The sequence below is a fragment of the Sorangium sp. So ce128 genome (genome assembly GCF_051525245.1).
GTDB lineage: Bacteria > Myxococcota_A > Polyangia > Polyangiales > Polyangiaceae > Sorangium > Sorangium cellulosum_B.
Genome location: NZ_CP150313.1, coordinates 1191359 through 1214251, shown reverse-complemented (window position 1 = coordinate 1214251; position 22893 = coordinate 1191359). Strand labels below are relative to the sequence as shown.

Here is a 22893-nt window from a genome sequence, read left to right as displayed (position 1 = left end):
CCGTGCGATCTCGACCCTGGCTCCGTGCGCTGCTCTTCGGTGCGGCATCTTGCCTGTGCTTGTGCACGCTCCCCGGGCCCGCAGCCGGCGCGGACGGCGCCGCGGCGACGCCCGCGCCGGACGCGGTGGAGAAGGCGCAGAACCACTTCAAGAAGGGCGCTGCCCTCTACGAGAGCAAGCGCCACGCGCTTGCGCTGGAGCAGTTCCGGGCCTCGTACGCCACCGTGCCGAGCCCGAACTCCCGCCTCTACATCGCGCGCTGCCTCGCGGATCTGGGCGATCACGTCGAGGCGTACCTCGAGTTCGATCAGGTCGCGGCGGAGGCCGCGTCCCGGGCGAAGGACGAGCCGCGCTATGCCCAGACGGAGCAGACGGCGCAGCTGGAGCGCGACGAGCTCGCGCGCAAGATCGCCCTCGTCACGGTCACGGTCGCGCACCCGGACGCGGCGACCTCGCTCGCGGTGGCCGGCAAGGACGTCCCGCGCGAGCGGTGGGGCAAGCCGTTCCCGGTCAAGCCCGGCAAGACCGAGATCGTCCTGCGCACCAAGCTCACCTCGACGCCGCAGACCGTCGATCTCTCGGCGGGCGAAGCGAAGACCGTCGCGCTCGACGCCGAGCCGAGCGGCCCGACCGAGGCCGGCTCCGGCGCTCCGGCGCTCCTCGACGAGGGCCCGAGCCCGCCCTTCTCGGAAGCGCCCTCGCCGCGTGCGTACCTGCGGCCTTACGCCTACGCCGCTGGCGGCGTGGGTGTTGCGGGGCTCGCGATGTTCACCGTCGCCGGGCTGATGGCGAACAGCACCTACAGCGATCTCGCCGAGACCTGCGGGGGCCCCTGCCCCGCCGATCGCCAGGACGACATCGACGCCGGCAAGACCCAGAAGACGGTCGCGAACATCGGCGTCGTGGTCGGCGCGCTCGGGCTCGTCACGGGCACGACCCTGCTCATCCTGAGCTTCACCGGAGGCGGCGCTGGCGGCTCGCAGAGCGCCACCGCCTCGACGCAGCTGCTCGTCGGCCCCGGTTTCACCGGTCTACGCGGCACCTTCTAGGCGCGGGGTTCACCCGCTGCGGATACGGGCCCATCTCGACGTTTTCGGTGCTCAGCGCACCGGAGCGCGCTTGCGCGCCGAAAACGCCGATCTGGACCCGTCTCCTGTGCGGGTGAGCCCCGCGCGGCGACGGACATGCCCGTGGTGAGGGCGCTCAGGCTGTAGCTGCGCGAAAAGGAACGGGCAGGGCCGCTGCTGCGACCCTGCCCGCTTCATGTCGATGCGCTCGCGGTTGACGCGGAGCGATCAGCGACCGCCCGGGCCGCCCTTGGCGACCTTGGCCTTCTTGTCCCCGGAGTGGCCGTGGAACGTGCGCGTCGGGGCGAACTCACCCAGCTTGTGGCCGACCATGTTCTCCGTCACGAACACGGGAACGAACTTCCTCCCGTTGTGCACGGCGAAGGTCAGGCCGACCGACTCGGGCAGGATCGTCGAGCGGCGCGACCACGTCTTGATCACCTTCTTGGCATTGGTCGCCTGGGCCGCCTGGATCTTCTCCAGCAGGTGACCGTCAATGAAGGGCCCTTTCTTGATGCTCCTCGGCATGACTAACCCTTGGTCCCGCGCCGCCGGACGATCATCCCGTCGGTGCGCTTGTTGTTCCGCGTCTTGAGGCCCTTCGAGAGCTGACCCCACGGCGAGCACGGATGGCGCCCGCCGCTCGTCCGGCCCTCACCACCGCCCATCGGATGATCGACGGGGTTCATCGTGACACCGCGGTTGTGCGGCCGGCGCCCGAGCCAGCGCGAACGCCCCGCCTTGCCGAGGCTGATGTTCGCGTGCTCGGAGTTCGACACCTGCCCGATCGTGGCGCGGCAATCGAGGTGCACCTTGCGGATCTCACCGCTCGGGAGGCGGACCTGCGCATAGTCGCCGTCCTTCGCCATGAGCTGCGCGGCCACGCCGGCCGAGCGCACGAGCTGACCGCCCTTGCCCTTCTTGACCTCGACGTTGTGGATCGAGGTGCCGGGCGGGATGAAGCGGAGCGTCAGGCTGTTGCCAGGCTTGATGTCCGCGTTCCGGCTCGCGAGCAGCGTCGCCCCCACCGCGAGGCCGTCGGGCGCCAGGATGTAGCGCTTCTCGCCGTCCACATAGTGCAGGAGCGCGATGCGCGCCGTCCGGTTCGGGTCGTACTCGATCGCGGCGACCTTCGCCGGGACGCCGATCTTGTCGCGCCGGAAATCGATGATCCGGTAGCGCTGCTTGTGACCACCGCCGCGGAACCGCGACGTGATCCGGCCGTTGTTGTTCCGGCCGCCGGTGGACGTCTGCTGCTCCAGCAGCGACCGCTCGGGCTCGACCTTCGTGATTTCCTTGAAGTCGCTGACCGAGTAGTAACGCCGCGCCGGCGAGGTCGGCTTGAAGGATCTGATTCCCATCGCTATTCCGCCTTCTCGTCGAAGAACTGGATCTCGTCACCCTCCTTGAGGGTGACGATCGCCTTCTTCCAATTGCGCAGCTTCGCGTAGCCGCGCCCCATGCGCTTGTCCTTGCCGCGCATGATCAGCGTGTTGACGTCCACGACGCCCACCTTGAAGAGCGTCTGGATGGCGTCCTTGATCTGGATCTTGTTCGCCTCGCGGCGGACCTCAAAGATGACCTTGTTGCCTTGGTCGCGGAGCCGGCTCGACTTCTCCGTGAGGATGATTGGCCGGCGGATGATCTGCTCGGGCTGCATGTCGGACTCCCCTGACTAGCGAAGGCAACGCGCCTCGAGCGCCTTGGCGGCGTCCCTCGAGACGATGAGGTGGTCGTGCCTGAGGAGGTCGTAGACGTTGACCCCTTCCGGCGGCAGGTACTGGTGGTTCTCCAGGTTGCGGAGGCTCTTCACCAGCTTCTCGTTGCCGGCCGTGTCGACGACCAGCGACTTCCGATCCGCCTGCAGCGTCGTCAGCGTGGCAGAGATCGCCTTGGTCTTGATCTCGGAGACCTCCAGGCTGTCGAGCACGATGAGCCGCCCCTCCTTCGCGAAGAGGGAGAGCGCGCTCTTCAGCGCGCCGATCCGCACCTTGCGGGGCGGACGGTACGACCAGTCCTTCGGCTCCAGGGCGTGCGCCATGCCGCCGCCCGCGTGGTGCGGCGCGCGGATCGAGCCCTGGCGAGCGCGGCCGGTGCCCTTCTGGCGATAGAGCTTCTTCGTGGAGCCGGCGACCGCGCTCCGCTCCTTGGTGGCCTTGGTGCCCGAGCGGCGAGACGCGAGCTGCGCCTTCACGACCTCGTAGAAGAGGTGCTCCTTCACCTCGGTCCCGAAGACCTCGTCCGAGAGGTCGAGTTCGCCGACCTGCTCCCGCTTGAGGTTGTAAACGGTAACCTTCATGGTACCTGGACTCCTAGCTCTTGATCTCAACGTCGACGCCGGCCGAGAGGTCGAGCTTCATCAGCGCGTCGAGGGTCTGCTGTGTCGGCTCGATGATGTCGAGAAGCCGCTTGTGCGTCCGGATCTCGAACTGCTCGCGCGACTTCTTGTCGACGTGGGGCCCCCGCAGGACCGTGTAACGGCGGATCTCGGTGGGCAGCGGGATAGGACCCGCGACGTGCGCCCCGGTCCGCTTCGCCGTCTCGACGATGTCGCTCGTCGACTTGTCGAGCAGCTGGTGGTCGAAGGCCTTGAGGCGAATCCGGATCTTGGTTGTATCAGGCATGGTGCTCTTCCTACGCGAGGATCTTGGTGACGACGCCGGCGCCCACCGTCTTGCCGCCCTCGCGGATGGCGAAGCGCATCTGCTCCTCCAGCGCGACCGGGGCGATGAGCTCGATCGTCATCGTGATGTTGTCGCCCGGCATCACCATCTTCACCCCCTCGGGGAGGTTCACCGTGCCGGTCACGTCCGTCGTCCGGATGTAGAACTGCGGCCGGTAGTTGGTGAAGAACGGCGTGTGGCGCCCGCCCTCCTCCTTCTTGAGGACGTACACCTCACCGGTGAACTTCGTGTGCGGCGTGATCGACCCGGGCTTCGCCAGCACCTGGCCGCGCTCGATCTCTTCCTTCTCCACGCCGCGGAGCAGACACCCGACGTTGTCGCCGGCCTGCCCCTGATCGAGCAGCTTGCGGAACATCTCGACGCCGGTCACGACCGACTTCTTCGTGTCCTTGAAGCCGATGATCTGCACCTCGTCGCCGACCTTGATCACGCCGCGCTCGATGCGGCCCGTGGCCACCGTGCCGCGGCCCTTGATCGAGAACACGTCCTCGATCGCCATCAGGAACGGCTTGTCGATGTCGCGCACCGGCTCGGGGATGTAGCTGTCCAGCGCGCTGAGGAGCTGCTGGATCGTCTCCTCCCACTTCGGGTCGCCCTGAAGCGCCGGCAGCGACGCGCCACGGACCACCGGCGCGTTGTCCCCGTCGAACTTGTACTTCGACAGGAGCTCGCGGACCTCCATCTCGACCAGGTCGAGCATCTCCGGGTCGTCCACCGCGTCGCACTTGTTGAGGAACACGACGATGTGGTTCAGGCCGACCTGCCGGGCGAGCAGCACGTGCTCGCGCGTCTGCGGCATCACGCTGTCGAGCGACGACACGACGAGGATCGCCCCGTCCATCTGCGCCGCGCCGGTGATCATGTTCTTGATGTAGTCGGCGTGCCCGGGGCAGTCGACGTGCGCGTAGTGGCGGTTCGCCGACTCGTACTCGACGTGCGCCGCCGCGATGGTCACCGTCTTCGTCTCGTCACGGACCGTCCCGCCCTTCGCGATGTCGGCGTACGAGATCGCCTTCGCCAGGTTGCGCTTCGACTGCACCTTGACGAGCGCCGCCGTGAGCGTGGTCTTGCCGTGGTCGATGTGACCGATGGTGCCCACGTTCACGTGCGGCTTCGTACGAGTGAATTTCTCCTTGGCCATGGCGTCTCTTTAACCTCGCTGCTTGGCGACGATCTCTTCCTGGATCGCTGCTGGAACCGGTGCGTAATGAGAAAACTGCATCGAATGGGTCGCGCGGCCCTGCGTCTTGGAACGGACGTCGGTCGCGTAACCGAACATGGTGGCGAGGGGGACCTCCGCGCGGATCACCCGAGTGTTCGCGCGCTGCCCCATATCGAGGATGCGGCCGCGCCGCGAGTTGAGGTCTCCGATGACGTCCCCGAGGTAGTTCTCGGGCGACACGACCTCGACGGCCATCATCGGCTCCAGGAGCACGAGCCCCGCCTTCTTGGCGCCGTCCTGGAAGGCCATCGACGCGGCGACCTCGAACGCGGGCCCGGAGGAGTCGACCTCGTGGTAGCTGCCGAAGTGGAGCCGCACCTTGATGTCGACGACGGGGTAGCCCGCGAGCACGCCGCGGCCCATCGCGTCCCGGATGCCCTTCTCGATCGAGGGGATGAACTCCTTCGGGATGATGCCGCCGACGATGTCGTTCTCGAACACGAAGCCCGCGCCGCGCTCCGCCGGCTCGATGTCGATCCTCACGTGACCGAACTGGCCGTGTCCGCCCGACTGCCGGACGAAGCGCCCCTCCACGTCGGTCGCCTTCTTCGAGATGGTCTCGCGGTAGGCGACCTCGGGCTTGCCGACGTTGGCGTCGACCTTGAACTCGCGCTTCAGGCGGTCGACGATGATCTCGAGGTGAAGCTCGCCCATCCCGGCGATGATCGTCTGGCCCGTGTCCTCGTTCGTGTACGTGCGGAACGAGGGGTCCTCGTAGGCGAGCTTCTGCAGGCTGAGCCCGAGCTTGTCGAGATCGACCTTGGTCTTCGGCTCGATGGCGATCGAGATCACCGGGTCGGGGAACTCCATCCGCTCCAGCACGATCGGGTGCTTCTCATCGCAGAGCGTGTCCCCGGTGCGGGTGTCGCGCAGCCCGACGGCAGCGTAGATGTTGCCCGCGTAGCAGACGTCGATCTCCTCGCGCTTGTTCGCGTGCATGCGGAGGATGCGCCCGAAGCGCTCCCGCTTGCCGCGCGTCGAGTTGAGCACGCTGACGCCGCTCTTCGTCGTCCCGGAGTAGACGCGGAAGAAGGTGAGGTTGCCGAACTGGTCGTTCATGATCTTGAACGCCAGCGCCGAGAACGGCTCGTCGTCGCCCGCCTTGCGCGAGACGACCTTGTCCTTCTTGTCGGGCAGCGTCCCCTCGACGGCCGGGATCTCGACCGGCGACGGCAGGTAGTTCACCACGCTGTCGAGCAGGAGCTGGACCCCCTTGTTCTTGAACGCCGAGCCGCACAGGACCGGGACGATCTTGAAGCCGAGGGTGCCCGCGCGGATGGCCGCGTGGATCTCCTGCTCGGTGATCTGGTCGATCTCACCGGCGATGAACTTCTCCATCACCTTGTCGCTCGCGTCGGCGCACGCCTCGATGAGCTTCTCGCGGAGCTCCTTGCACCGCGGCAGGAGGTCGGCCGGGATCTCCCGCCAGTCGTAGCGCTGGCCCTTCGTCTCCTCGTCGAACACGGCGGCCCGGAGGGTCACGAGGTCGATCACGCCGCGGAACGAGTCCTCCGCGCCGAGCGGGTAGTGGATCGCCACCGGGTTCGCGCCGAGGCGCTCGCGGATGGAGTCGACGCACATGTCGAAGTCGGCGCCGACCTTGTCCATCTTGTTGATGAACGCGATGCGCGGAACGCCGTACTTGTCCGCCTGGCGCCACACCGTCTCGCTCTGCGGCTCGACGCCGTTGCCGCCGTCGAACACCGCCACCGCGCCGTCGAGCACGCGGAGGCTCCGCTCGACCTCGATGGTGAAGTCGACGTGACCGGGCGTGTCGATGATGTTGATCCGGTGAGAGACGCCCTTCTCGGGGCCCTGCTCCGGCGCCCAGAAGCAGTTCGTCGCGGCGGACGTGATGGTGATGCCGCGCTCCTGCTCCTGGACCATCCAGTCCATCGTGGCTGCGCCCTCGTGGACCTCGCCGATCTTGTAGTTGACACCCGAGTAATAAAGGATGCGCTCGGTGACCGTGGTCTTGCCCGCATCGATGTGGGCCATGATCCCGATGTTGCGCGTCCGTTCCAGGCTGTACTCGCGTGCCACTTTTCCTTCTCCGTCGTGTGATGCGTGGGGTGAGGGTTCCGGACTCAGGATGCAAAACACCCTCTCCAGCCCGGCCCGCCTCCGTTATGGCGGGCACTTGAACCTGGAGAGGGTGTCGGGGTACAGCAGCAGCTTTTCTAGGTCCCGCGAGGGCGAGCGCTGTCGCGCTCCCTCGAGAGGACCGGCTCTGTAACCCGATCCTTATGTCAGCCGTGCCATCTCGCTCTACGCGTCTCCTCGCCTGGGGATGGGACCTGAAATGACGAACCAGCGCAGATCCGGGATCTGCGCTGGCCTCGCTGACCTACCAGCGGTAGTGGGCGAACGCCTTGTTGGCCTCCGCCATCTTGTGCGTGTCGTCGCGCTTCTTGACCGCGTTGCCGCGGTTCTGCGCCGCGTCGACGAGCTCGGCGGCGAGCCGCTCGCGCATCGTCTTCTCGCCGCGGCCGCGCGAGTAGGTCACGAGCCACCGCATCGCCAGCGCGACGCGACGCTCGGGGCGGACCTCGACGGGGACCTGGTAGGTCGCGCCGCCGACGCGCCGGCTCTTCACCTCGAGCTTCGGCTTCACGTTGTCGAGCGCCTTGCGGAAGACGTCGATCGGCTCCTCCTTGAAGCGGTCGCGCACGATGTCGAACGCGCCGTAGAGGATCCCCTCGGCGGTCGCCTTCTTGCCCGACTGCATCAGGGAGTTCGTGAACTTGGCGACGAGCTTGTCCTTGTACTTCGGGTCCGGAATGATCTTCCGCTTCGGGACTTCGCGACGACGGGGCATCTTCGTTCCTCTGCTCGGCTTTCGCGCGTTGAGGCTGTCAGGCCTTCGGGCGCTTCACGCCGTACTTCGAGCGCTTGCGGTTGCGGGTCGCTTTGTTGGTGGAGCTAGGCCCGGCAGCGCCGGACGCGTCGAGCGTGCCGCGGACGACGTGGTAGCGCACGCCCGGCAGGTCCTTGACACGGCCGCCGCGGATGAGGACGACCGAGTGCTCCTGCAGGTTGTGGCCTTCGCCCGGGATGTAGCTCGTCACTTCCATCTGGTTGCTCAGCCTGACGCGGCAGACTTTGCGGAGCGCCGAGTTGGGCTTCTTCGGCGTCGTGGTGTAAACACGTACGCACACGCCTCGCCGCTGCGGGCAGGACTTGAGCGCAGGAGAGGCCGTCTTGTAACGAGCGGCCTCGCGGCCTTGGCGGATGAGCTGGCTGATGGTCGGCATAGTGACGCGGATTTCCACCTGAGGGATGGGGACGCGCAGGATACCCAGGAGGCGACCCATGTCAAGCGGGACGACACCCGTTCGTGTTGGATGCGCCAGCGTGCCGTTCGTTCGCGTCGATCCCGTGCGTCGCGCCCGCCGCGTCGGTCGCATCGTTCACGTCGCTGGCGTCGTTCGCGTCGGTCGCGTCGTTCGCGTCGGGCGCGTCCGTTGCGCTGGCCGAGGCGCGGCATCGTTCGTGTCGGGCGCGTCGGTCCCGCCGCGCCTGCGGAGGCCGTGTTCTGCGCGTCCCGGCCCCGCGCGAAGAGCTCGTGGGTCGCGGCGCGCGGCGGGGGCCGTCCGTGCGCGTCTCGTTCGACGGGGCGCTCGGCGTGCGACCGCGGCTCCCGGGACGCGCGGGTGCCTGCGCCCGCCGCACGAGTCGGACGCCGACACGCGCCGCGGGCCCTTGGCGGCCCGCCTGCTGTTCGGTACGGTCGCTGCGTGGCGAAGAAGCTTTCACGCGCCCAGCGTAAAGAAAGCCGGCGCAAGGCGCCGCAGAGCAGCGTTGCGTCGAGGCCTGCGTCCGACGTGGACACGGGGGGCGCGGAGCCCTCGTCGCGCGGCGATCAGGGCGACAGCGCGACAGCGCGAGGCCCCGCGGTAGCGCGCGTCGATCCGACGGCGAGCCGAAGCGGCGACGACCCGCGCGGCGCGCGCACACGCGGCGCCGCCGCGCCGAGCAGCGCGGAGCCCGCGCGGGCGCGCGACGCCGGCGATCGATCCCATCGGAGAGGCGGCGTCGAGGCGCAGCCCGCGCGAGCGCGCGGCGGAAGCGCACAGACGAAGCCAAAGCGAGATCGCGCGCTCCTTGTGTTCCTGGGCCTCGTGGCGCTCGCCGCGGTGATCGTGTTCGCCGCGCAGTCCCCCCGCGCCCCAGAGCGCGCCGCGCCGGAGCCCGCGAGAGCCGCTCCGGCAAAGACACACGCCGCGGAGCCGTCCACCGCGTCCCTCGCCGCGCCGACGGCGACCGACGAGCTGCCGGCGCCACCTCCCGTCGACTCGTCACCGCCAACGATCGTCACCGCCGAACCGCCCGCAGCAGAGACGGCGCGCGCTGCAACCCCGCAGCGTGCTGCAGCCGGCGCCTCGCCAGAGGGGACGGCTGCCAGCGCTTCTCCATCAGGAGCAGCCACCGGAGCAGCCGCAGCCGCCCCGCCGAAGAAGCGCACCAGCGCACCGAAGCCGGCCGCCGCCCCGCCCGTGGCGACACCGACAGCGGGGGCGACGCCGGCAGCGGGAGCGACACCGGCAGCGGGGGCGCCGACAGCGGAGGCGGCGCCTCCGCCGGAGCCGGCGCAAAAGCCTGCCGAGCTTCCACACGAGTGATCGCAACCGCCGTGATGAAAGGACGCCCGAGATGCTTCGCTTGAATGCTTCGCCCGACGCCGCTCGAACGCCGGGCCGCTCCCCGCGCGCCCTGCCGCTCGGCGTCGCGCTGTCCGGCCTGCTCGCCGCGGCGACGGCGGGCGCGCAACCGGCGCCGCCACCCGCTCCGCCCGCTGCCTCCGCGCCGCCCGCTGCCTCCGCGCCGCCCGCTGCCTCCGCGCCGCCCGCTGCCTCCGCGCCGCCGTACCCGGCGGTCCCCTACCCGGCGCCGCCGCAGGAGGCCCCGCGGGCTCCGCCAGGGGCCTCGCCGGGCTATCCGCCGCCTGGTCCCCCGGGCGGCTACGCTCCGTACGGCGGCGCCTACCCTCCGCTCCCGCCGGGCTACCCGGTGACCCCGGCGGAGATCCCGCCTGCTCCGCCCCCGGTTCCCCTGCGCCGGAAGAGCCCGGGCCTCATGCTGGGCGGCATCGCGCTCACCGCCGGCGGCACGATCGCGTTCTTCACCGGGACGGGCCTGCTCGCGTCGGCGAGCAACCGATACGAGATCTACTGCGATTTCGGGGGCTTCACGGGCATCTGCGAGACGCGCTCCGACGGGCGCCGCCAGCTCGCCGGCGCGCTCGTCTCCGTGGCGGGCGGCATCATGATCGCCGTGGGCATCCCGCTCTGGGTCATCGGAGGGAAGAAGGTGCCGGTCAGCGACGCGACGCCCAAGGCGTCGGCCCAGACCACGCTCTCGCTCGGCCCCGGCTCCGCCGCGTTGCAGACGCAGTTCTGAAGGGCTCCCCGCGCGCGAGGCCGCGCGGAGGCCTCTACCGCTCCTGCGCGTCGTCGCTCAGGGCAGACCCTTCTTCTTCTTGGCGCCCTTGCGGTGGCGCGGCCCGCCGTCGTCCGTGCCCGCGGGCATGCGGAGGATGTGGAAGCGCCCGCCGCCGCGCGCCAGCGGATCGCTGAGCTTCACCCGCTCGCGCGCGAGCTCGATGAAGCGGTGCTGCGACCGCAGCTGGGGGGCGCCGGCGGGCTGCTGGAGCTTGTGGTAGCTGCCGTCGCTCGCGAGCTCCCAGGTCTTCGCCGTGTCGGACATCACGGTGTTCAGCATGTCCTCCACGCGCGCGCGGGTGGCGGGCTCGATGATCGGGATCATCAGCTCGACGCGGCGATGGAAGTTGCGCGGCATCCAGTCGGCGCTCGACATGTAGATCTCCTCGCTGCCGCCGTTCGCGAACCGGAACAGGCGCTTGTGCTCGAGGAAACGATCGATGATCGCGCGCACCTGGATCCGCTCCGACAGGCCCGGGATCCCCGGCCGGAGGCAGCAGATGCCGCGCACGGCGAGCTTGATGTCGACCCCGGCCTGCGACGCCGAGTAGAGCGCGTCGATGACGTCGACGTCCACGAGCGCGTTCATCTGCGCCACGATCTCCGCCTTGCGCCCGGCCCGCGCGTGGGCCTCCTCGCGCGCGATGAGGCCCAGCACCGCCTCGTGCAGGCCGAGCGGCGCCACGAGGAGGCGGTTCCACTTGGGCGGCGCGCTGTAGCCGGTCAGCAGGTTGAAGAGCGACGTCATGTCCTCGCCGATCTCCCGGTTCGCCGTGAACAGGCCGATGTCGGTGTAGAGCCGCGCGGTCTGCGGGTTGTAGTTGCCCGTCGACAGGTGCACGTAGCGGCGCAGCTTGTCCTTCTCGCGCCTCACCACGAGCAGCGCCTTCGCGTGCGTCTTCAGCCCGAGCAGGCCGTAGATCACCTGCACGCCGCTCTGCTCGAGCGTCCTCGCCCACTGGATGTTGCTCGCCTCGTCGAACCGCGCCTTCAGCTCGACGATGGCCGTCACCTGCTTGCCGCTCTCGGCCGCGCGCGCGAGCGCCTTCAGGATCGGCGAGTCGCCGCCGGTCCGGTAGAGCGTCTGCTTGATCGCGAGCACGTTCGGGTCGTCGGCGGCGCGGGAGACGAACTCCGCGATCGGATCGAACGACTCGTACGGGTGGTGCAGGAGCACGTCCTGCTCCCGGATGACGGCGAAGATGTCCTCGACGTCCCGGAAGAGCGGCGGGACCTGCGGCGCGAACGGCTCGTCCCGGTACTCGCGGCGCTCGTCGTCCGCGACGATGCCCATGAGGTCGGCGATGTGGAGCGGCCCAGGCACCCGGTAGACGGCGTGCGACGCGTCGACCTTGAGCGCGCGGCAGAGCCGCTGGACCGAGGTGCCGGCGCCCTCGCCGAAGCCGATCTCCAGGCGCACGGCGTTGCCGCGATCGCGCCGGCGGAGCTCGGCCTGGATCGTCTCGAGCAGGTCCTCGCCTTCCTCCTCGTCGATCTCGAGGTCCCAGTTCCGGGTGACGCGGAAGGGGTACGTGCCGCGCAGCCTGCCCGAGGGGAAGAAATCCTTCACGTGCCGGGCGATCACGTCCTCGAGCAGGACGAACGCGCGCGTCGCGCCCTCCACGCGGACCCGCATCAGCCGGCTCAGCCCCGGCGGCACCTGGATGACCGCGAAGCCGGGCTCCTGCGCTTCATGCTCCCGGGAGAACATGATCCCGAGGTTGATCATCTTGTTGCGCAGGTGCGGGAATGGGTGCCCCGGATCGATCGCGATCGGCGTGAGGATCGGGAAGATGTCCGTGCGGAACCGCTCGTCGAGCGCGCCGAGCTCGGTCGCGTCGAGCTCATCGGGCCGGACGATCACGATGCCCGCGCGCTGGAGCGCCGGGATCAGATCCGAGTGCCACAGCTGGTAGGCGTCATCGACGAGCGCGTGGACCCGCGCGCTGATCGCCACGAGTTGCTCGTGGGGCGTGAGCCCGTCCGGCGGGACCTCCGCGATCGTGCGCTGCGTCTGCGCCTGGAGGCCGGCGACGCGCACCATGAAGAACTCGTCGAGGTTGGAGAAGAAGATGCTCAGGAACTTGAGGCGCTCGAACAGCGGCACCTCGTGCGACCTGGCCTCGGCCAGCACCCGCGCGTTGAACTCGAGCCACGAGAGCTCGCGGTTCAGGTAGTGCGTCGGGTCCCCCTCGATCGGGATCGCCCCCGGGGCGGCCGATATCGACACCGGGCCGCTGGACGGAGCGGAGCTCCCCCCGGACCGCGCGCTGGAGGGGCCGCTCGGGCGCGGTGCAGGCCCGGCGACCCGAGCTGAATCCACGTCGTCTTCTGAGTCGGGAGCGAGGGCGCTATCTGGGGTGGACGGCGGGTCAACCATGATCGAAGCTCCGATTTTGCCGTACGTCTGATAGGGTTCAACTATGGAGTTTTGGCGACATCCTGGCGACCTCAGGGTGGCGAGCGACCGGGCTCGTGCGGGAGGGAGCCGCGTCGGCCTCGTCCCGACGATGGGCGCGCTCCACGCAGGCCACCTCGCCTTGATCACGGAGGCGCGGCGGAGGACGGACTTCGTGGCCGTGACCATCTTCGTCAACCCGACCCAGTTCGGCGCGGGAGAAGACCTGGCACGCTACCCGCGGACGCTCGAGCGAGACCTCGCCGCCTGCGCGGAGGCCGGCGCCGACGGCGTGTTCGCGCCGGACGTCGCGGCGATGTACCCGCCCGGCGAGGAGACGCGCGTGCGCGTCGGCGCGACCGCGGGCCCGCTCTGCGGCGTCCATCGGCCCGCGCACTTCGAGGGCGTCGCCACCGTGGTGACGAAGATGCTCTCGCTCGCTGGCCCGTGCGTCGCCGTCTTCGGCCGGAAGGATTACCAGCAGCTCCAGGTCATCCGGCGGCTCGTAGCCGACCTGTTCCTTCCCGTCGAGATCGTCGGTGCCACGACGGTGCGCGAGCCGGACGGCCTCGCCATGTCGTCGCGGAACGCCTACCTCTCGCCCGAGCAGCGGAGCGCGGCGCGCGCCATCCCGCTCGCCCTCGCCGGCGCGTGCCGCGCCTTCGCCCGCGGCGAGCGGCGCGCCGCGGCGCTCCTCGAGCCCGCGCGCGCGCGCCTCGCGGCCGCCGCGACGAGCATCGATTACGTGGACCTCGCCGATCCGGAGTCCCTGGCGATCTGGAGCGACTCCGCGGCGATCGGCGATCGGGCGCTGCTGGCGGTCGCCGTCCGCGTCGGGACGACGCGGCTCATCGACAACGTCGTGCTCGGGGAGGACGCGCCGCCCGTCGCGGAGTCGAGCGAGGAGGCGAGCTAGATGCCGAAGACGAGAGGCGAGCAAGAGAGCCCCGCGTCGCGCCCGGCGGGGGAGGCCGGCCGTGGCGTCTTCGTGGTGTTCGAGGGCATCGACGGCGCCGGCACGAGCACGCAGGCCGAGCGCTACGCGGCGCACCTCAGGGCGGCGCGGCGCATGGTCCACGTCACCCGAGAGCCGAGCGCCGGGCCGGTGGGCGCGCTGCTCCGGCAGGTCCTGACCCACCGGATCTCGCTTCCCGGCGCCCGCCAGGCGGAGGTGATGGCGCTCCTCTTCTCGGCCGATCGCCTCGATCACCTCGGCGCCGAGATCGAGCCGCTCCTCCGTGACGGATACGTCGTGATCTCGGATCGCTACGACCTGTCGAGCCTGGCCTACCAGTCCACGACGGCGGGCGAGGACGGGGCGGGCTCCGGGGCGATCGTCGAATGGATCCGTGAGCTCAACCGCCACGCCCTGAGGCCCGACGTCACGGTGGTGATCGACGTGGCGCCCGAGATCGCCGAGAAGCGCCGCCGCGGCCGCGGGGGGGCGGCGGAGCTGTTCGAGAAGACCGAGCTGCAGGCGCGGCTCGCGGAGGCATACCGCCGGGCGGAGGAGCTCGTCCCGGGGGACAGGGTCATCCATATCGACGGGGATGGCGCGGTCGACGAGGTCTCCCGGGCGATCACGGCGGCGCTCTCGGCCGTCGTGGAGCGGTGAGCCAGGGTCCCCGCTCGAACATCGGAGTCGAGCTGCCGAGGGCGCAAGGTCCCTGAGCCTCCCCGCGCCCCCGTCGCGCGCTCTACGGACAAGCCGCGTTCGCGATCTCCACATCGTCGACGTTCCAGCTCGACACGGTATCGACGAAGGCTTCCCGCCCGATCTCGTAGCCGAAGCGGACGCGCAGGCCGGCGTTCTTGTAGGGCGTCAGGTCATGGACGACCTTCGTCCAGGCCGAGTCGCGGACGCCGGGGTACGCCCCCGACTCGAAGAGCACCTTCCAGCGGACGCCGTCATAGACCTCGACACGGTTCGTCATGTGAGGCGTCTCATCGCTGTTCAGGAGACGCCAGAACGTCAGGTACACGCCGCCCGCGACATCGGCGTTGACGACCGGGCTCGTCAGGTAGAAGTACGGGTGGACCCCGAGGGGCGCGTTCCCTCCGATGACCACGCCGGCCACCCCGTTGTCCGACGTCGCCGTGTGATCGAGCGCCGGATCGGCGTGCCCGTAGGTCTGCCCGGTTGACGCCTTCGCCGCGCCGATCTGCCAGGTCGGACCGAGCTCCCACCCGGCCCCGTCGCTCTCGAACGTATCCCGGAAATAGACCACCGGCGTCCCCGCGGCGGCGCCGCCCTGACAGACGCCAGCCAGGCAGGACTCCCCCACGGTGCACGAGTCGCTGTCGACGCAGACCCCGCCGTCGGGAACCGGGCGCGCCGTGCACACCCCGGCCTCGCTGCAGACGCCGCGCGTGCAACCGACCGCCTGCGAGAGGCACGACTCCCCGGGGGTGGGGATGGAAATACAGGCGCCGCTCTCGTCACAGACGCCACGATTGCACTCGTCGGTCCCAGAGAGGCAGGCGCCGCCCGGTCCGATCGGCTCAGCATAGCAATTGCCAGAGCCCGGATCACAGGCGCCATCGTTGCACCCGACGCTCAGCGCGCCGCAGTCCTTCGGGACGCCCCCCTCGCAGCGGCCGCTCTGGCAGGTCTTGCCGACCATGCAGAGATCGCCGGAGTCCGCGCACGGCGCCCCCTCGTTCCCCGGAACCGCCTCGCACGCACCGGTGGCCGGGTCGCACGCACCAACATGACAGGAGTCCGGCACGTGGAAGAAGAAGCAGTCCCGCGGCGTCCCGACGCAGGCGCCGTCCAGGCACGCCGCGTCGAGGATACAGCGGTCTTCCGTCGCGCACGGGGCCCCGTTCGCCCTCGGCTCCACCCCGCAGCGAGGCGCGCCGCCCGCGTCGACGCACGTGACCACGTGACAGGCGTCCGGCGCGAGGCCGCAGTCCTCCTGGGCCCCGCCCTGACAGACCCCCTCCTCGCACGTCTCGCCGACCGTGCAGGCGTCCCTGTCGTCACAGGGCTCCCCGCCCGCGCTGGGGACGAGCTCGCAATCGCGCGTCGCCTCGTTGCAGACGGCCATGACACATTGCGAGGTCGGAACGAGCGAGCAGTCGATCCGGCACGGCGCGCCGTCCCCGCCTGCGCCGCCCCCTCCGCTCGAGACAGCCGCCCCAGCGGCGCCGCCGGCCCCCGCCGGGCCCGAGCTGCCCGCGGATGTCGCAGTCGAACAGCCGAGATCCGTCAGGGCGACAGCGGAAAGTACCCATGGAATCCACCTAGTCATGTTCGCCTCTTTCCAGCAAGCGTGACGCACCTCGTGGGAATTACGCGTCCTTCGCGGCTGCGCAAGGAAACATGATGTTCCGGCGCGCGAGCACCCGGAACGGTCGGCGCGCTCAGCGACGAGCAAAGACGCAGAGCCCCGCCGCGCCGGCGCGCGCACGAGACCGCGAGAGCAACGAGAGCTGCAAGAAGCAACGAGAGCTGCGACAAGCGACGAGAGCCGCGACAAGCGACGAAAGAAGAGAGAGCAACGACAGCACGACACGAGCGGGGCTTACAAACCGGAGAGCCCCTATCGCGCCTCGATCGAGAGCTGCATACACTGACGAGATCGTCTCGGAGCTCGGCCACCCCTCGATAGACAGACCACTTCGCGCGTGGAGCCCCGCGGCAGCGAGCCACGTCGCACCCATTTTCAGAGGAGCGCAGAGATGTCCTTCCGACGTCATTTCGTGTTTGCCCCTTTCCTCGTCGCCACCGGGATCGCGGCGCAGTCGGGCGGCTGCGCGGCCACCGAGGACGAGAAGCCCGCGACGATCCCCCCGCCGGATGACGCCGCGAGCGGCGGCGGCGGCTCCTTCGGCGTGAGCAGCGCGAGCGGAGACACGTCGCTCGGCGAGGGGGGAGGGCTCGGCGGCGCCGGCGAGGGCGGCCTCGGGGAGGGGTCCTCCTGCGCCCAGGCGAGCGCGGAGGCCACGCTCGTGCCGCTCGATATGCTCATCCTGCTCGACCGATCCGGCAGCATGCTCGGCTCGAAATGGGTCGGCGTCACGAACGCGCTCTCGGCGTTCGTGACCGACGCCGCCTCGGCCGGGATGAACGTGGGGTTGACCTACTTCCCGCGGAGCAGCGATGGGCAGAGCGACTGCAACCACACGAGCTACGACGAGCTCGCGGTCGCCATCGGCGAGCTGCCGGTGAACACGCCGGAGCTCACCGCCTCCATCCAGAGCACCTCGCCCGGCGGCGGGACGCCCATGCGCCCGGCGCTCCAGGGGGTGCTCACGAACGCGACCGCCTACAAGGACGCGAACCCTTCCCACAAGGTGATCGTCGTGCTCGCGACCGACGGCGATCCCTCGGGCTGCTCCGGAAACACCGTCGCGAGCACCGCGGAGATGGCGCAGAGGGCCCTCCGCTACAACGGCGTCCAGACCTACGTCGTCGCGGTGCAAGGCTCGACGCTCACCAACCTGGACCAGATCGCCGACGCCGGCGGGACGACCCGCGCGTTCGACGTCACGGCGGACATCACGGCGTTCTCGGCGAAGATGGCCGAGATCCGCGCGTCGGCGCTCCCGTGCGAGCTCCTCATCCCCGCGCCGCCCGCGGGCGCGGTCCTCGACACGAGCCGGGTCGCGGTCAGGTTCGCGCCCGAGGGCGCGAGCCCGCTGGAGGTCCCGAAGGCGGACGACGCGGCGGACTGCGGCACGGGGCCGGGGTGGTATTACGACGACGATGTGCTCCCGAAGAAGATCATCCTCTGCCCCGCGTCCTGCACGACGGTGCAACACGAGGTGCGCGCGGAGCTCGACGTGCTCTTCGGGTGCGCGCCGACGCTGAACTGAGCCGCGCGGGCCCCACCCCCGCCGCCCGCGCGGGGCTCACGGCCGCTTCGGCGCCGCCGTCTTCAGAGCGTCGAGCGCGGCGAGGAGCTCGGCCTCGGTGAACGGGAGCCTCGCGAGGGCCGCCTGCTCGTCGGCGAGCGCGAGCTCTATCTCGCGCTGCGCGTCGCGGGCGCGGAGGACCCACGCCGACGACTCCCCGGTGCGGTCGCCGAGGCGCACGGTGCCGGCGAGCATCTTCTGCCCCTTCTCCAGGAGCACGCGGTAGCGCAGCCGCATCGCCCCCTCGAACAGCTGCCTCTCCCTCGGGGTGTCGGCGCTCCGCGGCGGCGGGACCTGCATCACGTCGCGGTGGAGCTCCTTGTAGAGCTGCCCGATGCGGTAACCCGCCATCGCCGACCAGTGGGCGTCGAGGCTGCGCATGGCCTCGGTGTAGGCGCTCTGCGCGTCGAGCAGCCCCTGGCAGCGGCGCTCGAGCGCCTCGGCGAAGCTCGCCGGCACCGGCACGAAGGAGATCGCCTCGCTCCGGCGCCGCCGCACCTCGCCGAGCGCGAAGCTCACCTGCGCGAGCTCGATCGGCGGCTTGCCGGACTCGCCGAGCCGGTGCTCCTCGATGAGATCGCGCGCGAGCGCGACCTGACGCGCAGCCTCCTCCACGAGATCCTGCTCGACCAGGCCGAGCGCGAGCGCGCCGCGCGCCTCGATCGCCTCCAGCACGCTCAGATCGCCGAGGCGGAGCAGGCGGCGCGACACCTCGACGAGCTCGGGCCACCGCTCGAGGGCGGCCGCCGCGCGCGAGAGCCGGAAGAGCGCGCCGCGCGCGACCGCGTGGTCCGGGAAGCGCTGCGCGACCTCGCGGTAGCGCTCGGCCGCGAGCGCGCGGTCGCCGAGCGCCTCGTGCGCGAGCCCGGCGTTGAACAGGCTCGGGGGCGCGACCTCGCCGCCCGGCGCGAGGCGGGCGAGCCGCTCGAACAGGGGCACCGCCTCACGCGCCTTGTCGGCCAGGAGCAGCGCGCGCGCCCGCTCGAACTCCGCCGCGAGCTCGGCGTCCGAGTAGGGCGACACGACGACCGGCGCGAGCTCGACCGGCGCGCGCGCCGAGGCCGGCTGCGGCGATCGCGCCCGCGCCGGCACGTTGGCCTCCGAAGTGCATCCGCCCAGGACGACCGCAAGGGCCAGAAGGGCGACCGAGGTGGCGCTGAAGCTCGACATTGCCGGGGAAGAATAGCCCCACGCTCGAGGTTGTTCCGCAACGTGCATGGACGGAGAGTCCGGCCCGGCCGTCCGGGACACCGGTGGATTGCTGTACGCCGTAGGGCAATCCCTGACTACAACGGCTGCTCTGTGAAATTGCAGAATGGCATCGCCCGACAAAAAGCCTGCATGGATCCGCCATGTTGCGGTAATCTCGCATTCGTTCATCAGGCCGCTGTCTCGGCGTGTAGCTCGGTCGGCGGCGTTCTCCTCTCCAGCGACGATCAGAACGAGGGCTTCTGTTGTGGGCCCTCGAAGGCATCACGGCCCCGTTGTGGGGCCTTGGAGGTGGGCACATGAAGCATCAGATCATCTCTCCTCGCGCGGTGACTGGAATCGGCCCGGAGCAGCGGCTGAGCATGGCGGAAGCGCGTCATCGCGAGCTCGACTCACGCCTCAGGCAGCTGGGTCGACGGGCGTTCCTGACACCGGGGGAGAGAATGGAAGCTGCCCAGCTCAAGAAACGTAAGCTCGCCGCGAAGGACGAGATCGAATCCCTGCGCCGGCGGTTGTCGTAGCGAGCGACCCCTCGCCGACCCTCATCCTGCGCCACACACGGCGCCCCCGCCCCTTTCCGTTCTATTCCAGACATCCCGCGCGCCCACGCAATGGGCCGCTCGCACGCTGCGCGCGCCGCACGGATCTGCGCGCGCTGCTGGGACGCGCGCGCGCCCGATCGCCACGGCGGACGTGCCGGCGGGCGGGGACACGCGCACGCAATGCGATGCTCGCACCCGATTCGATGCCCGCGAGGCGCGACGAGCGGGGACGTCAGCGCGCGGCGGTCAGAGCGTGGGCGCCGACGGCTCCGACTCCGACGGCGGCTCCTCGGGCGACGCGGGAGCGTCGGACGGCGGCGCGGCGCCCCCCTCCGGCAGCGCCTCGGCGCCGCCGTACACGTCGCGGTTGAGGTCCGCGAGGGTCTCGGTCAGGCGGTTCTTCTGCTCGCTGGTGATGCCGCCGGGGGCCTGCTTCTCGGTCGCCGCGGCGAGCCCGAGCCAGTGGCGCGCGTTGTCGCGGTAGCCCTTGCGCGGATCGGCGACGCCGGTGCCCTGCGGCGCGAGGTCGGCCAGGCGGTAGTCCGTCATGCCCCGGAGGTAGGCGTACTGCGCCCGCTCCGGGACTGAGAACGAGTCCTGATCGTGCTCGAGCACCCGGAACAGCGCCAGCGCCTGCTCGAACCGGTTCGCCTCGTAGTGGCTGCGGGCGCGATCGAGATCCTGCGTGTAGGTCGCGCAACCCGACGCAAGGGCGAAGGACGAGAGAAGGAGGACGCACGGGACCAGGCGGCGCATGCGCGCAGGGTATCTCCCGTGTCGCCGCGCGATCAAGCACGAAGGCAGCGCGCCACACACCGCGCGCCACGCTGGCCGTTGACGCACGGCGCGCCCTCGCACGCCGCTCCGCATCCAGCGGATCGCCGTCAGCGCAGGAGCGTCGCGGCGAGGACGCCGCTCACCGCGAGCAGCGCGACCGCCAGCAAGACGACCGCCCAGACGAGGCCGCGCGCGGGCGCAACAGGGCGCGCGGCCGCGACCGCGCCCGGCCCCATCGCCGACGACAGGGGGGCGACCGGGGGCTGCGGCGCAGCGGCGACCGGCGCCTGGCCGTCGCTGGAGGGCAAGGCCACCGTGTCGGCCGTCTCCCACACCCCGGCAGGGGGGCGCACGGCCGAGGGCGGCTTGCCGTCCGGGAGGCCCGCGGAGGAGCCGCGATCCATCGAGTCGGCGACGCCCGACGCCACCATGAACGCCTCGGAGAGCTCCCGGGCCGAGGCGAAGCGCGCGTCCGGCTCGACGGCGAGCGCCTTCCGCATCCAGGCCTCGACCTCCGCCGGGATGCCAGCGCCTGGCGCCGCCGCGGTCAGCGCGGGCGGGGGCGTGCCCAGGATCTTGGCGATGAGCGGCCCGAGCGCCGGGGCGGTGAAAGGACGTTCCCCCGTGAGACACTCGTAGACCACGACGCCCAGGGACCAGAGATCGGAGCGGTGATCGACGCTCTTCAGGCCTTTCGCCTGCTCCGGGCTCATGTAGTAGGGCGTCCCGAGGAGCGCCCCCGTGCGCGTGGGATCCATGCCGGTGATGGCGAGCGCGTCTGTCACCTTCGCCACGCCGAAGTCGAGGATCTTGACGATCTCCCCCTCATCCTCGCGCGCGATAAAGAGGTTCTCCGGCTTGATGTCGCGATGGACGAGCCCGACCTCGTGGGCGCGCGAGAGGGCGCGGCAGACGTGAGAGACGATCGTCGCCGTCTCCGCCGGCGTCAGGCGCCGGCGCGCGGAGAGGCGATCGCGCAGGCTCTCGCCTGCCAGACACTCCATCGCGATGTACGGTAATCCATCGTCGGTGAGGCCATGGTCGAGCACCTTGACCACATGGGCGCTGCGGATCCGCGCCGCGATCTGCGCCTCACGATCGAAGCGCGCCCGGGCGGTCGCGTTCTTCGCGGTCTCGACGTCGATGAGCTTGATGGCCACCGGCGTGCGCAGCGACAGGTGCTCTGCCAGCCACACCGAGCCCATCCCGCCCCTGCCGAGGAGCCGGGCAAGGCGGTACTTCCCGGCGATACGTTGACCTTCCATGGCGCGGGAGCAGGGTAACGCGGGGCGCGCTCGCCGTCAGTACGGGAGTTGGTCGACGATCCCCCGCGCTTGCGTCGCCGGCGCCGACGGCGGCGGCGGCGGTGTCGCCGATGTCGCCGGTGTCGCCGGCGCCTTCAGCGTGCCAGAGAGCGCGCTCGGTGAGGGCCGCCTGGACGACGACGCCGCGGACGGCGCTACGCCTGCGACCGCAGGCTCGTCCCGAGCGGGAAGGGGCGGAGCGGGCGCGCTCGACATGGATGCTGCAGGCACCGCGACCGCCGCGGGCGGCGGCTCCACCACCGCTTCCGCCGAGGCGGGGACCGGAGCGGCAGGCCCGTCCGGCGGCGGGGGGCGGAGCGCAGCGAACACCGCCACGAAGGCCACCACGAGGAGCGCCGCGAACGCGAACGCCCTCTTCAGCGATCGCGCGCGCACGCCGGGGGCCGCGAGGGCCGGAAGCGCCGCGACGGCTCCCGAGATCAGAGGCGCGGCGAGCGGCGCGAGCGCGCCGACGACCTTGCCTCCCGCGAGCGCGCCCGCCGACGTGGGATCGGTGTAGCGGCCGAGGACCTCGACGAGCAGCGCCAGATCGTCGAGCCGATCCTCGCGCCGCTTTTGCAGGCAGCGGTCGAGCACCCCGGCGACGTCCGCGGGCAGGTCGGGCACGGCCGAGCGGATCGACGGCACCTCGCGCTGCAGGAACGCCGTGTACATCTCGCCGAGGTTCTCGAACTCGAGCGGCCTCCGGCCGGTGAGCGCCTCGAAGAGGATGACGCCCATCGCCCAGATGTCCGCGCGATGATCGATGTCCTTCTCGCTCATCGCCTGCTCGAACGACATGTAATGAGGCGTCCCGAGGATCGAGCCGGTGCTGGTGTTGCCTCCCTGCGTCTCCGAGCTGATGGAGGTCGGGTCGAGCACCTTGGCGATCCCGAAGTCCAGCACCTTGGGCACGCACCCGCCGGCCTGCGGCTCCGAGAGGAAGATGTTGTCCGGCTTGAGGTCGCGGTGCACGATCCCCTTCTCGTGCGCGGCGCGGAGCGCGGAGGCGACCGGCACGAGGAGGCGCGCCGCCTCGTACAGCTGCAGGGCGCCCCTCCGCTTGCGCAGCCCGGAGAGCGGCTCGCCGCGGAGCAGCTCCATGACCATCACGGGCGTGTGGTCCTCCTCGAAGACGTCGAGCACCTCGATCACGTTCGGGTGCTGGATCGCGGTCGCCGCCTTGGCCTCGCGGAGGAAGCGCCGGGTCTGCGCGGCGTCGGCGACGCCGCGGATCATCTTGAGCGCGACGTCGCGCCCGGTGCCGACGTTCCTGGCCGCGTACACCTCGCCCATCCCGCCGCGGCCGATGAGGCGCTCGATCCGGAAGCGCCCGGCGATGATCTTGCCGGCCGGGAGAGAGCCCTGGAGATCGTCCGACACGAGCGG

Annotated in this window: 21 protein-coding genes; 6 read left to right on the top strand and 15 right to left on the bottom strand. The window is 70.5% G+C overall.

What is annotated here, in order from left to right; all coding sequences use genetic code 11:
- Window positions 1-2: 2 nt before the first annotated feature.
- Window positions 3-1049 (top strand): tetratricopeptide repeat protein, encoded by a 1047-nt coding sequence (locus WME82_RS04695; protein WP_438041833.1) that lies wholly within the window; start codon window positions 3-5, stop codon window positions 1047-1049.
- Window positions 1050-1295: 246 nt separating this feature from the next.
- Here WME82_RS04695 and rpsS read toward each other — a convergent pair whose 3' ends face one another.
- The 9 genes from rpsS to rpsL form a co-directional block, all read right to left on the bottom strand.
- Window positions 1296-1595, bottom strand: coding sequence for a 30S ribosomal protein S19 (gene rpsS, locus WME82_RS04690; protein ID WP_012233480.1), 300 nt, complete (start codon window positions 1593-1595; stop codon window positions 1296-1298).
- A 2-nt stretch (window positions 1596-1597) separates the two neighbouring features.
- On the bottom strand, window positions 1598-2428 hold the full coding sequence (gene rplB, locus WME82_RS04685) for a 50S ribosomal protein L2 (RefSeq protein ID WP_437279857.1): 831 nt from the start codon (window positions 2426-2428) through the stop codon (window positions 1598-1600).
- A gap of 2 nt (window positions 2429-2430) precedes the next feature.
- Window positions 2431-2727, bottom strand: coding sequence for a 50S ribosomal protein L23 (locus WME82_RS04680; protein ID WP_012233478.1), 297 nt, complete (start codon window positions 2725-2727; stop codon window positions 2431-2433).
- 15 nt (window positions 2728-2742) lie between these two features.
- Entirely contained in the window at window positions 2743-3366 is a 624-nt protein-coding gene (gene rplD / locus WME82_RS04675; protein ID WP_437744333.1) for a 50S ribosomal protein L4, read from the bottom strand.
- 13 nt (window positions 3367-3379) lie between these two features.
- Window positions 3380-3691 (bottom strand): 30S ribosomal protein S10, encoded by a 312-nt coding sequence (gene rpsJ, locus WME82_RS04670; protein WP_272100105.1) that lies wholly within the window; start codon window positions 3689-3691, stop codon window positions 3380-3382.
- 10 nt (window positions 3692-3701) lie between these two features.
- A complete protein-coding gene (tuf, locus tag WME82_RS04665; protein ID WP_012233037.1) occupies window positions 3702-4892 on the bottom strand; it encodes an elongation factor Tu in 1191 nt (396 codons plus the stop codon).
- Between the two features lie 9 nt (window positions 4893-4901).
- Complete coding sequence (gene fusA, locus WME82_RS04660; RefSeq protein ID WP_438041832.1) at window positions 4902-7016, bottom strand: elongation factor G; 2115 nt, start codon at window positions 7014-7016, stop codon at window positions 4902-4904.
- A gap of 304 nt (window positions 7017-7320) precedes the next feature.
- Window positions 7321-7791, bottom strand: coding sequence for a 30S ribosomal protein S7 (gene rpsG, locus WME82_RS04655; protein WP_012233474.1), 471 nt, complete (start codon window positions 7789-7791; stop codon window positions 7321-7323).
- Window positions 7792-7828: 37 nt separating this feature from the next.
- The gene (gene rpsL, locus WME82_RS04650; protein WP_012233473.1) at window positions 7829-8227 is read right to left on the bottom strand and encodes a 30S ribosomal protein S12; all 399 of its coding nucleotides are present in this window, start codon (window positions 8225-8227) and stop codon (window positions 7829-7831) included.
- A gap of 1399 nt (window positions 8228-9626) precedes the next feature.
- Here rpsL and WME82_RS04645 point away from each other — a divergent pair.
- Window positions 9627-10373 carry a hypothetical protein gene (locus WME82_RS04645; protein WP_438041831.1) on the top strand — a complete coding sequence of 249 codons (747 nt, stop codon included), beginning with the start codon at window positions 9627-9629 and terminating at the stop codon, window positions 10371-10373.
- 57 nt (window positions 10374-10430) lie between these two features.
- Here WME82_RS04645 and ppk1 read toward each other — a convergent pair whose 3' ends face one another.
- Window positions 10431-12644, bottom strand: a complete 2214-nt coding sequence (gene ppk1, locus WME82_RS04640; protein ID WP_437914890.1) for a polyphosphate kinase 1 — start codon at window positions 12642-12644, stop codon at window positions 10431-10433.
- Between the two features lie 193 nt (window positions 12645-12837).
- On the opposite strand from ppk1, the gene panC reads away from it, so the two are divergent.
- Both panC and tmk read left to right on the top strand, forming a co-directional pair.
- The gene (panC, locus tag WME82_RS04635) at window positions 12838-13728 is read left to right on the top strand and encodes a pantoate--beta-alanine ligase (protein WP_438041830.1); all 891 of its coding nucleotides are present in this window, start codon (window positions 12838-12840) and stop codon (window positions 13726-13728) included.
- The gene (gene tmk / locus WME82_RS04630; protein WP_438041829.1) at window positions 13729-14427 is read left to right on the top strand and encodes a dTMP kinase; all 699 of its coding nucleotides are present in this window, start codon (window positions 13729-13731) and stop codon (window positions 14425-14427) included.
- Between the two features lie 82 nt (window positions 14428-14509).
- Here tmk and WME82_RS04625 read toward each other — a convergent pair whose 3' ends face one another.
- On the bottom strand, window positions 14510-15862 hold the full coding sequence (locus WME82_RS04625) for a hypothetical protein (RefSeq protein WP_438041828.1): 1353 nt from the start codon (window positions 15860-15862) through the stop codon (window positions 14510-14512).
- A 634-nt stretch (window positions 15863-16496) separates the two neighbouring features.
- Here WME82_RS04625 and WME82_RS04620 point away from each other — a divergent pair.
- Window positions 16497-17633 (top strand): vWA domain-containing protein, encoded by a 1137-nt coding sequence (locus WME82_RS04620; RefSeq protein ID WP_438041827.1) that lies wholly within the window; start codon window positions 16497-16499, stop codon window positions 17631-17633.
- 36 nt (window positions 17634-17669) lie between these two features.
- Here WME82_RS04620 and WME82_RS04615 read toward each other — a convergent pair whose 3' ends face one another.
- Window positions 17670-18842: a tetratricopeptide repeat protein gene (locus WME82_RS04615; RefSeq protein ID WP_438041826.1), complete on the bottom strand. Its 1173-nt coding sequence runs from the start codon at window positions 18840-18842 to the stop codon at window positions 17670-17672.
- A gap of 338 nt (window positions 18843-19180) precedes the next feature.
- On the opposite strand from WME82_RS04615, the gene WME82_RS04610 reads away from it, so the two are divergent.
- Window positions 19181-19402, top strand: coding sequence for a YdcH family protein (locus WME82_RS04610; protein WP_157906444.1), 222 nt, complete (start codon window positions 19181-19183; stop codon window positions 19400-19402).
- Window positions 19403-19669: 267 nt separating this feature from the next.
- Here the strand turns inward: WME82_RS04610 and WME82_RS04605 are convergent, their stop codons facing one another.
- From WME82_RS04605 to WME82_RS04595, 3 genes are all read right to left on the bottom strand, one after another.
- Window positions 19670-20179 (bottom strand): hypothetical protein, encoded by a 510-nt coding sequence (locus WME82_RS04605; protein ID WP_437744323.1) that lies wholly within the window; start codon window positions 20177-20179, stop codon window positions 19670-19672.
- A 128-nt stretch (window positions 20180-20307) separates the two neighbouring features.
- A complete protein-coding gene (locus WME82_RS04600; RefSeq protein ID WP_438041825.1) occupies window positions 20308-21465 on the bottom strand; it encodes a serine/threonine-protein kinase in 1158 nt (385 codons plus the stop codon).
- 36 nt (window positions 21466-21501) lie between these two features.
- The gene (locus WME82_RS04595) at window positions 21502-22887 is read right to left on the bottom strand and encodes a serine/threonine protein kinase (protein WP_438041824.1); all 1386 of its coding nucleotides are present in this window, start codon (window positions 22885-22887) and stop codon (window positions 21502-21504) included.
- Window positions 22888-22893: the final 6 nt, after the last annotated feature.